This is a genomic window from Micromonospora acroterricola, assembly GCF_003172955.1.
Classification (GTDB): domain Bacteria; phylum Actinomycetota; class Actinomycetes; order Mycobacteriales; family Micromonosporaceae; genus Micromonospora; species Micromonospora acroterricola.
Genome location: NZ_QGKR01000186.1, coordinates 40371 through 56159 on the forward strand (window position 1 = coordinate 40371; position 15789 = coordinate 56159).

Annotated in this window: 9 protein-coding genes; 4 read left to right on the plus strand and 5 right to left on the minus strand. The window is 66.4% G+C overall.

Going from position 1 to position 15789, the window contains the following annotated elements; genetic code table 11:
- Positions 1–246: 246 nt before the first annotated feature.
- The 4 genes from DKT68_RS13440 to DKT68_RS13455 all read left to right on the plus strand — a co-directional run bounded on the left by DKT68_RS13440 (position 247) and on the right by DKT68_RS13455 (position 6817).
- Positions 247–5352: a hypothetical protein gene (locus DKT68_RS13440; RefSeq protein ID WP_109817749.1), complete on the plus strand. Its 5106-nt coding sequence runs from the start codon at positions 247–249 to the stop codon at positions 5350–5352.
- Between the two features lie 285 nt (positions 5353–5637).
- A complete protein-coding gene (locus DKT68_RS13445) occupies positions 5638–5910 on the plus strand; it encodes a DUF6244 family protein (RefSeq protein ID WP_109817750.1) in 273 nt (90 codons plus the stop codon).
- A gap of 71 nt (positions 5911–5981) precedes the next feature.
- A complete protein-coding gene (locus tag DKT68_RS13450) occupies positions 5982–6407 on the plus strand; it encodes a DddA-like double-stranded DNA deaminase toxin (RefSeq protein WP_146218358.1) in 426 nt (141 codons plus the stop codon).
- On the plus strand, positions 6404–6817 hold the full coding sequence (locus DKT68_RS13455) for an Imm1 family immunity protein (RefSeq protein WP_109817752.1): 414 nt from the start codon (positions 6404–6406) through the stop codon (positions 6815–6817). The genes DKT68_RS13450 and DKT68_RS13455 overlap by 4 nt, the downstream gene beginning before the upstream one ends.
- A 474-nt stretch (positions 6818–7291) precedes the next feature.
- Here DKT68_RS13455 and DKT68_RS13460 read toward each other — a convergent pair whose 3' ends face one another.
- The 5 genes from DKT68_RS13460 to DKT68_RS13480 form a co-directional block, all read right to left on the minus strand.
- Positions 7292–7975 (minus strand): Rossmann-fold NAD(P)-binding domain-containing protein, encoded by a 684-nt coding sequence (locus DKT68_RS13460; RefSeq protein WP_109817753.1) that lies wholly within the window; start codon positions 7973–7975, stop codon positions 7292–7294.
- 278 nt (positions 7976–8253) lie between these two features.
- On the minus strand, positions 8254–8775 hold the full coding sequence (locus DKT68_RS13465; RefSeq protein WP_109817754.1) for a hypothetical protein: 522 nt from the start codon (positions 8773–8775) through the stop codon (positions 8254–8256).
- Positions 8776–9186: 411 nt separating this feature from the next.
- A complete protein-coding gene (locus DKT68_RS13470) occupies positions 9187–10455 on the minus strand; it encodes a Wadjet anti-phage system protein JetD domain-containing protein (protein WP_109817755.1) in 1269 nt (422 codons plus the stop codon).
- Positions 10452–14609: a TIGR02680 family protein gene (locus DKT68_RS13475; protein ID WP_146218359.1), complete on the minus strand. Its 4158-nt coding sequence runs from the start codon at positions 14607–14609 to the stop codon at positions 10452–10454. Before DKT68_RS13475 ends, DKT68_RS13470 begins: the two co-directional genes overlap by 4 nt.
- A complete protein-coding gene (locus tag DKT68_RS13480) occupies positions 14606–15733 on the minus strand; it encodes a TIGR02678 family protein (protein WP_161556657.1) in 1128 nt (375 codons plus the stop codon). The genes DKT68_RS13475 and DKT68_RS13480 overlap by 4 nt, the downstream gene beginning before the upstream one ends.
- Between the last annotated feature and the right edge of the window lie 56 nt (positions 15734–15789).

Here is a 15789-nt window from a genome sequence, read left to right on the forward strand (position 1 = left end):
GCCGGTCAGCTACTGCCGGCCGCCGGCACGGCCGACCTCATCCCTGGTGCACCTCGCCCCCGCTCCCGGCTTCCAAGCCGCGCAAAGAGCGACGTCGGCCTGGTCCGCTACCAGGTGCATCGCAACGAGGCTGGTACCGCCGCCAAGGCCGCGAAGTGCCTCAACACCACGGTGGTCCTGAGTGGGGGTGGCGCGCCTCGGGCAGTGGAGCGGGCCGGGCGGGGTCCGGGCCGGTAGCCTCAGGCGATGTCGAGCAGAGAGGCGTCGGACGGGCGCTCGGTGGCGACGGCGTTCACCACGGGCGGTGGCGGCTTCAATTTCGAAGACCATGTTGGTGCGTGGCTCGCCGCTGGGATGGCCGCTGGCGAGATGCCGCTGGGCGTCGGGGTCGCGGTCCCGATGGAGGTGCGGTTCCAGGCCAGTGCATCGGGGTTCTTCCTCGATGACATGGTCGTCACCGGTGACGCGGCCGGTGGGCCGCGGTGGTCGGCATCGGTGAAGTCGTTCGACATGCTGACCGGAGCCAGGCTGCACACGGAGTTCGTGGAGGCCGCCTGGCGCGACATCCTCGCCGACAGCTTCCGAGCCGCAGCGGACCGGGTCGGCCTGGTGTCAGGGTCAGCGGCGCAAGGCACCTGGGTCGAGCTCGCGGAGCTGATCGGAGAGGCCGCCGCTGACCAGGCTGGGATCGCCTCGCGGATGGGCGTGCCTGGCGCGTTCAACGAGGCGAAGCGCTCGCTGTGGGAATCGGCGAAGTGCCCGACTGAGCTCGCCGAGCAGCACGGGATCAACGTGGACTCCTCTCCCGCCCGGCTGCTGGCCTTGCTTCTGCCTCTGCGTCTGGACTTCCTCATCCCTACTTCCCAGGCGATCGCGGACGCAATTCGGTGGTGCCGCGCCGCGCTCGTGCCGCAGCAGGCCGGGAGGGTTGCGGACCTGTGGACGGCGCTGCTCGAGGTGGTCGCCGACCTGCGGCCCAAAGGCGGGGCAGTCACCTGGCAGCTCTTGGCTGACCGGTTGGGCGGGCATTTTGCGTTCCAGCTGCGCCCGGATGTCGCCCCTGACTGGAGGCTTCTCACCGCGCACACAACCAACATGACGGCCCGGGTTCGGGACCGGCTAGGCGACGACGTGATCCTGGTTCGTGAGGACGTGACCGCCGTGCTCGCCGACGCCGGGGCGGTCAACATGCTGTCCGGGCCGTCGGGCTGCGGCAAGACCGTGGCCGCCAAGAGGTGGCTGACCGCCCCGGGCGCGCACCGGGCGGTTTGGCTGTCGGCCGTGGACCTCGAGGCCGGCGTCGGCGCGCGACTCGGGCTGACCCGGGGCTTGGAGGAAGTCCTGACGCTTGCCCCCGGAGAGGTCCGCGTCGTCGTCGACGGCCTCGACCGGGTCTACTCCGACGAGCCGTTCGCCGCGACGGCCGCCCTGGCACGCCTCGCGGCCGCCCCGGGCGACCGGATCCGGTTGTTGATCACTTCTCAGCAGTCGGAGTTTCCCCGAGTGTCGGAGCGCTTGGTGCAGGCTAACGGCCCGCAGGCCGCCCCGCTCGTGATGGGGGACCTGTCTGACGCCGACGTCAATCTGGTGTTGCGCGGGCACCCGGACCTGGCCGCGGTGGTCGTCGCTGGTGGGCTCCGTGGTGTCGTGCGGCGCCCGAAGGTCCTCGACCTGGTGCTGCGGATGCCCGGGGCTACGGTTGCCGCTATCCGTGACGAGCCGTCGATCGCTGGTTTGTGGTGGCAGCGGTTGGCCGGGGCGGGCCCGAACGGCGCCGCCCGCCAGACGTTGCTGCGGCGGATCGCCGTCGAGCAGGCCGACCGTCTGCGGGCTCAGACTGCGCTGGACGATCTCCCGGTCGACGCCGTTGGGCTCGTCGACCAGCTGCGCGTCGACGGGATCCTCTCCGAGGTTGACGGACGGGTCTCTTTCGCTCATGACCTGTTCGACGACTGGACGCTGTTGCAGTACCTGCGCTCCCGTGACGACGTCATCGGCGTGGTCGCGGAGAAGGCCGCGCTGCCGTCGTGGCACCGAGCGATTAGCCTGTACGCCGCCGGCGTGCTCCGCGAGCAGGGTGTCGACCGGTGGGAGGCCGATCGGTTTGCGCTGGACGCCGCCGACCAGCCGCTCGTGGCGGACTTGTACCTCGACGCGGTGTTCTACGCCCACGACGCCGACCGGCTTCTGGGCGAGCTGTGGTCGCGCCTCGCCGCCGACAGCGCTCTGCTGGCACGGCTGCTGCGCAGGTTCAGGTTCTCCGCGACCGTGCCGGACTCCGGTTGGATCACTGTGCTCGCCGACGAGCCAGACCTAGCGGTGTACGCCGCCGCCCAGTCGCGGCTGCCGGTATGGCCGCTGTGGCTGCCGGTCCTACGCGTCCTGGCGGCGGAGCATGAGACCGCAGTCGCCTCGGCCGCCCCGGAGGTCGCCGCGATCGCCGACCTGTGGCTGCGGCACGCCCCCGACACGTGGCCGGCCCGCAATCAGGCTGCCGTGATCGGCCTGGCGGTCGGACGGCACATCGTTGCGCACATCGACGGTGGAGGCTTTTTCGACGACACGGTCGAGGCGGTGCTGTGGCGGTGCGTCATCGCCGCCGGGGCGGTCGAACCCGACGCCGTCGCCAGCTTCCTCGATACGCTGCTGCCCCCTGTTGACAGCCGGCTTGAGCACAGCGGCCAGGTCATTGGCCGCCAGCGTCGCGGCCAGACGAGACTCCGTGCAGCCTTGCTGGACGTCGACACCGTGATGCCGTTGCTGCCGGCGTCCGCGCAGATGGCCCGGGACCTGGTGCTGCGGGCAGCCTTCGGCTCCGACCGCCATCACTCCCACCACCGGCTGCGTGACGCCCTCGGCATCACCAGCGCCCCGCGCTCCTTCGATCCGATCCCCGAATGCGGTCCGTTCCGGGCGATGCTCGTCAACGCCGAACCGCAGGGCGTCGACGTGGTGCTCGCCCTCGTCGAGCACGCGACTACCCATTGGAGTCGCACCCGTAACGCCCCGGTTTCAGACGGCCAGGGACCCACGCAGGAGCGGCCGGCGTTCGAGCTGCTGATCGACGGCGCGCCTGTCGCGCTGGTCGGTGACGCCGCCGTCCTGGCCTGGAGCCACGGTGGCCACCATGTGCCGGACATCCTGGCGGCGGCGATGATGGCCCTGGAGGCCCACCTCTACCAGGCCCTCGACGCCGGCCGCGACATCACAACGCTCCTCGTCCAGCTCACCGGCAGCCGATCGGTCGCGACGTGGGGGCTGCTCGCCGACATCGCCCGCCACACTCCTGCACTGCTAGAAGGCCCGCTCGCGCCTCTGGTCACCAGCGCCGACCTGCTCGACCACGACCGGATGAGTGTGCAGATGCGCTCCTTCAATGTGCTCCCGCTCGTCATGGATCCCACCCGAGCTGAGCGAGCCCGCAAGTGGCACACCATGGACCACCGCAAAATCCCGCTCCTGGACCTGGTGCACCTGGGCGCATTCGTCACCGGCCGGCTCACCGAGCAGCTCACTACCGCCCGAGCGCACTGGGCCGCGACAGACGCACACCGGTGGCGGGTGATGCTCGCTGCGACCGACATTGCGAACTACCACGCCGTCCGCGCCACGGACGGAAGGACCTACCTCGTGTACAACCCGCCGGCGGCCCTTGAGGAAGAAGCCCGCGAGGTGCGGGACCACCTCGACCGCGATCGCGCCTGGCTAATGTTCGCCTACACCATGCGCCGCAACATCACCGACCATGTCCGTCCCAGCGACACCGAGCTCGAGGAGCAATGGGCCACCGTCCAGCCCCAACTCGACGCTCTCGTCCCGGGTGCTGACTCGCCGAGCTCCATCAGCGGTGTGGAGGACCTGCGGTGCGCGTATGCGGCGTGGCTGGTGCTGTGCGCCCGCGACTGGCTGCGGAACCACCCCAACCGCGATGAATGGTGCCGGGCCGTGCTACTGCGCCCCCTCATTCACCCGACCGCCACGCTGTCGCACGCAGACCCCGACAGCTCCTCCGATCACGACTGGGACGTCTTTTGCCCGGAAGCGCTCACCGCCCTGTGGGCCGAGACCCCCGACGACGTCACCGTTCGCGCGGCCATCGCACGGCTGCTGCTCGGTGCCCGCCGCCTCACCGTCACCACCGTGATGCGCCTCGCCGCCGCACACCCCCACCTCACCGACGACCTGCGCCGGCTCGAGCACCTGACGCTGCACTGCGCGCGGCTGTCGATGTCGCACTACGGCATCGACCCATACTTTGAAGAAGCCGACCTCGACTTCGACCTCGACACCGACCCGGAGGAAGCCGCTGGACTCGACGTGGACCAAGAGGACGACGAGCCCGGCCACGGCCCGATCGACGGCCTCCCGGAGCTAAAGGCGGCCGCCGAGGCCGCACTCGACGCCTTCGCCGACGGCAGCCTGCCCGCCGAGGTGCCTCGGCTGGCGGACTGGATGGCCACCACCCTCGCAACCAGATTCCCCGACGGCCGCGACGCCCGCTCCCGCATACTGCGCAGCCTCGACCTCGGCTACCTCGTCGCCTCCCGCCCGCACTTCACAGCCCTTACTGCTGCGGCGGATACACGCACACGAGCACCGGCGGTCGAGTTCGCCGCCGACCTCGCGACGCTCCTCGCCTCCGGGCTGACCTCTACCGAGGCCGCCAATCGATCCGCCCACTACCCGTACGACGAGGAACGTCGCGCTATTGGGCTTCTCGCCGCCGTCACGATCAGCGCCGACGCCGCAGAGGCCCGTACGGTCTGGGAGCCGATCCTGACCCTCGGGGCCACCGCCTCCTCCTGGGTGGCCAATTACCTCAGCCAAGTCTGGAAAACCGCCTGCGCGAAGGCCTCTTGGCCAGCAGCGTTCCCCGCCCTGGTCGCAGACATGCTCGGCTTCGCCACCACCGCCAGCACCTGGCAGGGCTACTCCGGCAGGGGCGTCCTGGCGCTCGCCGTCGCCGGTCTCAGCGAGTGGGGGCACTCGCCGGTCAGCGAGCAGCAGACAGCCGCCATCCGCGCGGCCGTGCCGGCGTGGTCGACGTGGTTCGGCGATCATATGGGCCACGACGACTTCGCCTACGCGGCCGTTCGCTTCTTCCGGGAGCCGGCTGCGGCAGGGTTTGTCCACGACGCCGTCGGCTGGCTCGCCGATCGCGAACGTTCCTCTCACCCCACCAGCGAGCGGTTGGACATCGCGGTCACCGAGTTCCTGGTTACCATCTCCACTCGCAGCCCGAACCCGCTGCGCGGCTCCGGCCCCACCGCAGACAACGGACGGCAGGTCCTCGCCCGCCTCCACGGTCGAGGCAACGCCGTGGCCGGCCAACTCCTCAACAGCCTGACTTGACCGCATCTCACCACCGGTCACCTACATTGGCGATCGCCTAGGATGTCGTCCCTGCGAACCCGCCGCAGGTTCGCAGGGCACCGCCAAGGCGAGGAGCTAAGCCGTACTTGGGGTCGCCGCGAGCGAGGTCAGACGAGGGAAGTCGTTCGACGCAGCGGTGGCGAAGACGAACTCGTCAGCCACGCCTATCGCGCTGCGGAGTGCCCGTCTGATCCGCCACGATGGTCGTCGAGTGGAATCATGGCAGGAACCTGCGCACGTCTATGTTCTGGCACAGTGATTGGGGTGAGTGCGGCAGAGTTGATCAGTCGGCTTGTTCAGGCTAAGGCGCATCTTGACCGGGCTCGGGAACTGATACGAGCTGCTGGCTCTGAGCTTCACCAGGCGCGGGCGTTGATCCAGGCGGCGTTGGAGGGCACCGCCGATCAGAGCACTGCCGCGATGGTGGACCGCAGTTCACAGCAGCTCGGTGGAGCGGGTGTCGCGGTCGGTCAGTCAGCGGGCAAGGTGGACGAGATCCTCACGCGGGTGCGTGGGCTGGGCGGTCTGGGAAACTGACTGCGGGTGGCGGCGGGATTCGTCGACCACCCGCATCGCCCAATACGCCGCAGGCGGTGCATCAGGCCGCCATGAGTCTGGCACGTCGCAGGGAACCACAGGACAAGACCGAGGCGCTCCTCCTCGCCAACGGGACGATCTTGCGCGATCCCGACTTCTCGGCAGAGCCAGACGGTCGGCTTCGCAGCCGGCAAATCAGGGTGGGCAGGCTTCCTGCCGCGGGGGTGGGACTCAAGCCGCCGCTGGCTCAGGCCATCGTGATGGACCACGCCGAGGCGCAGGCCGCCGCCGTACTGCGCCGTCCCGGCAGCCCATCGGAGGCCACGCTCGTGCTCAATCACACCCCCTGCAACGATCCGGTAAGACCCCTGGTCTGCGAAAAGATCCTCTCCGCGATCCTGCCGCAAGGAACACGCCTGACGGTGTTCCTCACCGACGGCGACCGCACGTGGCTCCATAAGCTGTACGTCGGAACAGGAGAAGGGATCCGGCGATGAGCATCGATATCACCTGGGGGCGCGGCGACGGTGCCGCGTCGGTCAGCACCGTCGCCGAACTCGACGGCGCGCTGGACACAATCAGTCACGCCCACAGCGCACAGCTGCCCTACTGCGTCACCCTCGTCGCTCCCGGCGGAGGCGAGTTTCCCGTCATGCTCGACATCTGCATCGGGCACCCCGAACGGTCGTTCGTCTATCACGTCGCCGCCGACGGCAGCAGCGCTTGGGGATACCAGCCAGACCTTGAACCCGGGCCCACGTTCACCTTCGACTACGCCGGCACGCCCACCGACGCGTGGCCCGAACGCACCCGCGTCACCAACGCGACCGCCCGGCAAGCCGCACGCCAGTTCCTCACCCGCGGCGGGCAGCGGCCCGATGCGGTGGCCTGGGAAACTGTTGAATAGCCTCGAGCACGGACAGCTCCCGAGGCCGCAGCCAAGGTAGAGCGTGGCTCGCAGGAGACGTCGCAGTGAACGGTGACCGCAGAGCCGCCTCACCCGGAACACCGCACGGGGTTCTCCGTCCCTTACTCGGCATAGGTGAGCTGATCGGGCAGTGACGGCGGCAAGCGCCGTTGAGACGTTCGTTTCCAGCATTCACCGGTGCCCAGCCAGGGACCGCGCCGCCTTAGGATCGGAACGGGACGATCTACTCCAGATCGGGCTCCGCGATGGCTGGCCGAGAGCGGGGCCTCTTGCTGGACTCCGTCTCGCCGCCCAACCGACCACTTACAATGCCCGATCTGACAAGTTCCTCCGCAACGTCCCACGCCTGGCGAAACGCAGAGATGTCTACCCAATCTTTCCCGCGCATGTGACTGTCCTAGTCCGGTTCGCCCAGCCGGTTATAGGTGATGTCATAACCGCGACCACGGGCTATCAGCCGGTCGTCGGTGACGAGCCATGCAGGCCGGCCGCGCCCAGCTGGGTAGTCTTCGTGATCAAATGCCTCGAATGCTTGGAAGACCCGCATCTCCGTCGACCGCCCTGCCGCTGAGCGTCGAACGCGGCCTCGAGGAGGTCGGCAAGATGTGCAAAGGTCTGACCGGGCTCGTACATTTGGTCTCCGTCCCAACTCCGCCTCTGTTGTAGGACCTCCGCGACATGGACGAAGAGATCGGCGGGGCTATAGCTCGGATCCCAGCGATGAGCGACGAACACACGCAGGCTTCCCGTCTCAATGCGAACGTCTAAAAACGCGGCCTCCGGCTCAAGCGGTGTCGGGAAGTGCACGTACCAGCCCGTATTGTCAAGCGGCACACGTACGCCAAATTCAGGGATCAGATCCAGCTCGCGAGCGCGGTGTAGCGCCGCCACAACGTCAGCGAAGCTGCAGGCACCACGCAGCGCTGCGAAGGGCGCTGCCTGCGTGGCCCTCTGCTCAGCGAGCCGCTGGCCGACGAGCTCCGATATTCCCTGACTGCTGCGGACGAGGTCTTCACGAACGTTTTCGATCGTTGCTTGAAGACCCTCTACCTTGGCGTCCGTCTCCGCCAGCAGTTCGGCCGTACGCCGCTCGGAGGCGTCGACTTTAGCCTCCAGCAATCCGGTGACGTAGAGCACGGGCGCAACCAGCAGGATTGACGCTCCCACCTCAAGCGCTGCGCTGCTCAGCCAAGGGTGAGTATCTGATAGGAAGGCCGACCCACCCAGGAGCGCCAAGGCAACAACGGACAGCACAGCAGTTGCGGAGCTGCGTGACCGCTGGCCGCGGCGGCCGTGTGGATTGGGGCCTTCCGAGCCGCTCGAGCAATCGATTGACGCCTTGTATTAGTGCCAACCGTTCACGTGGATGTAAGGTTCGACGCTGCCGGCCATTTCTTGGTGCCGTCTGCGGCCGGTTACGCCAGGTCCAACTTGGTGCCGGCGCCGAGTTCGCTGCTGATCGTGTCGGAGAGCACGTCGAAGAGTTGGTCCGCCTGAACCTTCGCCATGTGGGTTTCGCCGTCGGATCGCGGTGGAATCAGCGAGACCCTGCCGAGTGCCGCACTGAAAGTGTTGAACGCTTTCGCGACGTCTGGGCTGGCGAACACGGAGCCCCGGGCGCCGAGCTTGGCGCGCTCCACTGGGCCGAGGCGCAGGTCTGGGCTTGGTGGGAAGTCTGCGCGGCTGGGACCACGAAGTTCGTCGCCCTCTCTGGCTTCGATGAGGGCGATTTCGTGCCGGGTCATCAGGTCCAGAAACCACTGCTTTTCGGCGTATGCTTCGGTCAGCATGTCGATGTAGAGCTGGGCGCGCTGGTCGCGCACCCATTTGATGCGCTCAAGTTCGAGGGTCCGTCTAAACGTCCAGACGGGTACGGCTACGGCCACGGTACCGGCTAGCAAAGCGGCAACCAACGCGACGATGTTCTCAGCGTCCACGCGGGCAGGGTACGTGTCGACGGTGCGTCTGCTGCGTTGGCCCGCCAAGGTTGACCGGGACGAAACTACGGTGGCAGGTCGAGGGCGTGACGCAGCTCGGATGGTATGTACCTGGGAAAAGCGAACGCGTTCGCCGCGCAGGCTCCACAGGTCGCTCCGATCAGGGATGGTGGGAATCTGCTCACGATCGGTGGTGGTGCCGGCCAGATTATCGAGCCGGTAGCGCAAGTTCTCGCGGCGCCCGGCGACCGCGATGTTGTCCGTCAGGGCCGACTCAGTAAGCCATGCTCGACCGCGTCATTGTGCTCGAACGGACCGATGGCGCTGCTCATCTATTAGGAGGCGAATTGCCGGCCCGCGCCTTGCCTTGCCGTCCACCTCAGACATCTTTACGACATCCGGCCACGGAGCTCATGCGCCACTATGCTCGAACGCTCGTAGAGTGGCATCAAGGGTGGGTAAAACCTGTTCGTACAGCGTCTCTTGTTCGCAGCAGTCGCCGGTCTCAGCGATTGCAACGGCCAGCTCACGCAATAGAGCCGGGCCTCTTGTCGAAAAGTTTGCCGCAACATCTCGCGCCCACGCGAGTTGCTGATCGGTCTGTATTAGCTTCGTCCCAGTTCGCCACAGGGCAAGCGACATACCAACTGGGGTCACTGAGCGACCAATACCTTTCTCCAGGTTGGCCATCATCCGTATCCCGTAGGCGTCCAGGTCGCACCATGCGGCGACCATGAGATTGAGGTCGGCCAGGAACCTCATAAGTCGCTTGCGCGGGTTTCCCTGGTTCCACACACATAGCCACCGCTCGGTGACCCCATCCAATAGGCATACCTTTTCGAAGGCCTCCACGTTCTCGACGACAAGGATTCCTTTGGCGTCGCATTCGATGTATCCAAGCGTACGGATTCCTTGCGCGGGGAGACCGATCCATGGTCGTGCGGTAGCCGCGTGAGCGATCGTGTCTTGGAACTTCCAGACGAGAGGTCCACTCATTTTTATCGGGACGTCAGCCTCGTCCACTGCCTGGTCGAATGGCCGCTGCACGAGGTTGGCGAATGCGACGCGGCGCTGGTCGGTCCACTTCTTTGTGTCTCGGAATGCCAGGCCGGCCAGTTGTCTGGCTGCCATGCGTCGTCCGTCGTTGTGGGCTCTCCACCAGATGCAGGCCGCACGTATTGCCGGCTCGTACACTTGCCATGACCTCGTGATTGCCGCCGTGTCGTCAGGTGGATGTTGCACAGGACCGACCGGACTTTTTGCGAGCAGCGCCCGTTCGTCGGCCATTTGCGGAACGCCGTCCATGATGTCGAGCAGTTCCTGCCAGACCTGCTGGTTGCCAGCGGTGCGAGTGGTAAGTTGGACCTGCTTTTGCAGGAGCTGTTCTCCGGTGAGCGCAACGATGACGTCAGGTAGGCCGAGCTGGGCGGGTCCGGCTCGCAGGATCTGGTCAAGCTTTCCCAGGTCGACCTGGGTGTTCTTGCCGATGTGGCCGGTGAGTCGTCGGCCGAGGATCGCCCCTAGCTCGGAGGCGGTGCGGTGATCGGGTATCGGAATCCTCACGGTCCCGCGGGGCTGCGCGTCGGTGCGCTCGAGCTGCTTGCGTATCCTCTGCCACAAGAGTGCGAGTTCGGGCCGATCGAGTGCATGCCGAACGGCTTCCGGCAGCGGGGGCGTCACGGCTGCTGACGCGCGGCGGTCGCGCCATCCCAGGTGGTGTGGACGAAGGCGATGCCAGGCGCGCCCTTGGGCCTGAAGACGTCGTAGATGTGCATGCGACTGATTTTCGGTGAGAAGGCGGAGCCGCCGGGCCAGGTGATAATCCAGTCCATATCGAGTTCTTCGGCGAGGAGTTCGAGCAGCCGGGTGATCGTGGGGTCGTCTAGTCTCTCGAATGCCTCGTCGAGGAGAACCAGGCGTAATGGTCGTGTGCCTGGTGTGCTCAGGGCGTCATAGAAGGCCGCCGCTGCTGCAAATAGGGTCATATAGGACACCAGCCGGGTTTCGCCTGAGGAGAGTTGCCGCAGCCTGCGGTTGCGCGACCGGCCGTCCGGGCCGAAGTCTTGCACGCGTACCGTGAAGGTGTACCAGCTTCGGTAGTCCAGGGCATGTGCAAGCACCTGGGCGTAGTGCACATCACGCTTGTCCCGTTCGGCTTCGATGCGGTCCTGAAGCGCCTTGCGGAGCGTGTTGTCCTGGTCCTCGTTTCGGACCGCAAGTGACTTGCCGACCAGTTCCAATGCTTGACGTGTGGCGTCATCCAGGGCGGGCGAGGGAGCCCAGCTGAGCTGGACGTGAACGCCCTGGCTCGACTGGGCGCCGGCCAGGATGGTGTTCATCCGGCGACAGAGGTCGTCGGCGGCGTCGATGTGACGGCGTAGGTGCTCGGCGAGGTCACGCAACAGGAATCGTTCAAAGATCTTCTGATAGCGGTCGTCGAGCTTCTGCTGGTCCTCGTGCAACCGCTCGTGTGTGTGGCGGGCGGCATCGGCAACCGGGCGATGCTGCTCACCGTCGCTCACGTGCACGATCAGCGGAGCGACCTCGGCGTCGACATGGGCTTCGTGGCCGTTCGGCAGGGCGGCCTGCAGGCGCTGCAACGAGTTGACGAGGTGGCCTTCGTTGACGGCTGTTGTGGCGTATGTGTGCACGACGCGCAGCGCGTCTTCCCGCGACGCAGGCGGCGGATCAGATTCCCCCGTTGCGGCCAGCCAGACGCCGGGCGCTCTGGCTACCTGGTCGAAGTCTTTCTCAGCTGCCGTGACTGCCTCCTGCTTCTCCTGCTCGGCTGTCTGGTCCAACCCGATGAGTGTCTCGAGTGTCACAATCTGGCGATCCGCACGTTGTCGGTCGTTCCGCTGAAGGGGCAGATCAGCCTGGGCCTTCTGAAGCTTGGTGGCAAGTCCGGTCAGAGTCCGTTCGAGCTGATCGCCCGCGACGCCCAGGTTCTCCGCGAGTATCTGAAGCGCCTTGGCGGCCTCGGCGTACGTGCCATGTGCCGCGCCTGCCTGTTGCTCTGCTTCCGCCCGACTCGCTGCCGCCTCGTCGAATTTGGCAGTGGCTCCAGCGATGTCAACGATGGCGAGCTGCAACTGACCGAGAGCGCCGCGCAGTCGTTTACACGCCTCGATGGCGCGGCCGATCGCGATGCACCTGGCCCCGAGTGCGCCTGTATCGCTGGGCAGGTTGGACTCCGCCGCGTTTCGGCTCAGCACGGCCCGATCGGCCTGCCAGCGGGCGAATGCCTCCGCATGGACTTTAATCTTCGCCTTGGTCTGCTCCTCTGCTGTATCGCGTATGTCCTCGGCCATTCGACTTTCGGCGTGTGCCGTGACGAGCGTGACCGGCTCGGGAAAGTGTTCGGCTTGGCGTTCCCATGTCGCAACCGCTGCGGCGAGGTCGTCGCTCCGAACCTGTTCGGCTGCGAGCTCGCGAGTGACCTCAGCGTGTTGCGCGGAGATTCCGGCGATCATCCGCTGGCGGGTGGCTTCGCGGGTACTGGGGCCGACGTACTCAGCGCACGGCTTGTGCCAGGCGCCTGTCAGGTTCCCGGCTCGCCAGCGACCGCTCGTGGATACCGCCACACCCATTTGGTCCGTTGTGGCCTGACCGTCGTCGAGCAGGACTGCGGCCAGCAACCTGTCGACAACGTCGATGGGGACCTGGCACTGGGCTGGCGGAGTCGCGACAAGCGCCGATGCGAGCCTGTTCGGCAGATGGCCGGCCGGGTGGGGGCCGGTCAGCGCCACCGCGACCAGATCATTAAGGTCGGGGTCGCTGAGGCCGCCGTCGGGGTTTACCCAAGCGTCGAGCAATCCACTCGCTTGGAGCGCACCTTCTAGGCCGCCGCGCTCGTCTTCTGATAGCGCTGCGCGGAAGTCGACGAGTTGGTAGAACGGCGCCCCCGGCCGGCGTGCCCGGCTGGCACGAGGGTGCTCCGGGTGCGGCGGCAGAACGTCACCGCCGGCCCGCAGCGCTTGTAGTTCGGTGTCGAGGCGACCCTGTTCGGCCTCCAGGCTCGCGTATTGCGCCCGGGCATCGCTCGCGTCGTGCCGAGCTTGAACGACGGCCGGCGCGATCCAGGCGAGGTGCAGCATGCGTGCGCCGCGGGTTACCGTAACCGGCTCGTCGATGAGCTCGGCCGTAGTGGGAGCAGCCGGCCGGCCGGCCAATGCCGCCGCGGTTAAAGGGCAACTGTCCGCCCAGGCAGCAAGCCCCGTCAGCCAGGCGACGGCTTCAGCTGTGAGCGTGCGAAGGCGCTGTTCGTGACGCTCGGATGCCTCTCTGGCTGCGTCCGCAGCCCCCTCTGCCGTCGCCTTAAGTTTGTCGATCTCGCCTAGCTCTCCGTCGAGCCGCTCCGCTGTCTGCAGTAGCGAGGCGGCGACGACACTCCGACGTTCGGCGACGACGCGGGCACGCTCGGCCTGGGCGAGTGCTTCCACGACGGCGTTGCGCAGTGCATCGAGATCGAACGCTGGAGGTGCCGAGCGCTGCACAGGCTGGGGTACGCCATCGGGCTCCGCGGTGATTTGGACGTACTCCCTGCTGGTTACTGTGCTGGGCCGGGGTACCGAGGGCACGGTTGGAATGACAGATCGATCAGATCCTACGTCAGCAAACAGATCGGCCGCGGCGTGGGCTTCTTCGGCAGCCTGGGCGCCTGCACGTTGAGCCGCATTAAGGACGTCGAGGACGGTCGAACAGGCGCGCTCCTCTGAGCTGCGATGAACCGCGGCATTGGACAAACTGATGCTGGCGTTACGTTTTAAGGCGGCGACCATTGCGCGTTTGTCCGCTAGGTCACGGTGGTCCTTGTATTCGTCGCTGCCCTTGAGCTCATCGATCTGTGCCTTCAGCTCCCGTTCGGCACGTTCCAACTCATCGATGTTGCGTTGCGCCTCGCCGGCCTTGCCTCGCTGAATGCCGAGTTCGTCTTGACGTTGTGACGCCGCTGTCCGATGGGCATCAAGGGCTTCCTGTGCCTGGGTGACGTTTGTGGCTCGCTCGCGCAGCGCTGACTGCAGATAGTCACGGTAGTCGACCAGGAAGCGCGATAGGGATTCGTCCGCTTGTCCAAGACGTTCGATGTTCTCCCGGATGGCCTCAAGGTCCTGGAACTGGTTAGCGAGTCTGTTGAGGATTTCCGGCTCCAGCGGCGGCAGCGCTTCACCAAGGTACTCCTCGAGTTGCCCGGCTACCGCCTTGACCCCGACGTCGGGGTTGCGCAGCGTACGTTGCAGGTGGAGGAGGTCGTCGTAGCGCTGCAGGTCGTCGATGCCGTAGACGGCGGCAGCCACCCGGGACCGGAACAAATCTGGATCGGTGACCACCGCTTGGGCGCCGATAACGTCCTTCAGTTCCCCGATGTCCAGCGGCCTGTTCTCGGCGGTGGCAAGCCGAAAGTCGATGCCGACCCGAGCTTCGGTAATAAACCGCCACGAGTTGGCAATGTCGTCGGTCGCCTTCGATGCCTTGATCCCGATTCCGCAACTGAGGAACTCTTCGGCACCGTCATCGCGAACTCGGCGCAGTTCCATCCAGCTGTAGCCGATACGGTTGGGGCCCCCGTTGTAATGATCGAGCATCAGCCGCCGCACGCTCACGGAGTCGTAGCCTTTTGCGCCCAGATTTCGCAGGTCGCCGTCCAGGCAGAACGGCAGCGCAAGTTCCAGGGTTCGCGACTTGCCGGATCCATTGCTGCCCTGCAGGACCGCCCGTCCGCCCGACAGGTCAAATTCGCGGGCGCCGTACTCCCAGATATTGAGAATGCCGCCACGATGCAACCGCCACCGAGAGGGCGGCTGAACGCCGTCTAGGCCCATTGGGAGGTTCACAATTCGGTCTCCTCGCCATCGAACAACGTGGCCTGCGGTTCGTGTTGATCCGGTGACGTCTCGGCGGTCGCCGCCCTCTCCTCAACATGTGGTTGCCATCGGTGAGCCGCTGGAACCAGCAGCAGGTCGTCGCCGACAAGCCGCGCCGCGCCGACGTCCAGCAGATGATCGGTGACTCTGCCTGCCAAGGTATCGACATTGCTCACGTCGCGTTTGGCCCAGGCGGACGGGTAGCGCGTAGCCAGTTCCTGACATAGTCGCGTGACATGATCTGGCGTGACCTGGTGACAGCCGTCGGCGCGTGGAGGCGAAGCGGCCATAAGCGGTTCCAGGATCAGCAGCGCGATGCGCGACACGGTCGAGCTCGCCGGAAACGCAAGATCGGTGAGGAACTCGTCAGGGTCGATGGCGACCATGCCTTCCGCCCGAGTTTCGACCTGCAGGCCGACGTAGCGTTCCAGCCAGTACGCCTCTTGCCGCTGATGGTCGCGTAGGTATCGCGCCTCGGCATCGGGGAGATCGACGTAGAGGACGACCGGGTCTTCGACCAATCGTCGGCGCGCAACAATACCCGCAGGTTGTCTTGGAGTCGTGCCGGATTCCCCGAATTCAAACGCTCTGCCGGCTCGCATCCGCGGCACGATAAGGCCAAGCAAATCGGTGTCAATGGTGATCAGCGCTTCCGCCGCGCCGCGCTGCTGCACTGCCGAAACACTGCCCTCGGTCTCCTCAAGGACTCCGAGGGACACCAGGTGGCGCAATGCCGAGGTCAGCGCCCGCAACTCCACCAAGTCGTCTCGCAAGGCGATCCCGGCCTCGGCCGCGGCACCGCGTATGTCGGCAATCAGCTGTGACAGCAGTATCTGCCGGCCCGTATCGACGAGTGCGGCCAGTGTCAACGCCAAGTACGCATAGGCGCGTGGGGTGAAGTTCGGCAGGCCGCGACCGGCACCGGCGTCCGCGCTCTTATACAGGCGGGCGAGTCGCCCTTCCACGGTCAGTCGATAGCCCAGATAGTTGGCAAACAGTCGCCGGAGTCGGTCCCGATGCCGGAAAACCAGCGGGAGCAACTCGGCTCCACGGCCGTTGATGTGCAAGATCGGGCGGCGTAGCAGCGTGCGCACGCAAACCCGCACCTGTGCAGCCTCGGGGTGAGGCAAGTCGTCGAGGAGATCTCCGT

What these genes read in the sequence shown, in the direction of transcription:
- DKT68_RS13440 (WP_109817749.1), top strand. Translation starts at nt 247, where the DNA reads ATGTCGAGCAGAGAGGCGTCGGACGGGCGCTCGGTGGCGACGGCGTTC.
- DKT68_RS13455 (WP_109817752.1), top strand. Translation starts at nt 6,404, where the DNA reads ATGAGCATCGATATCACCTGGGGGCGCGGCGACGGTGCCGCGTCGGTC.
- DKT68_RS13450 (WP_146218358.1), top strand. Translation starts at nt 5,982, where the DNA reads ATGAGTCTGGCACGTCGCAGGGAACCACAGGACAAGACCGAGGCGCTC.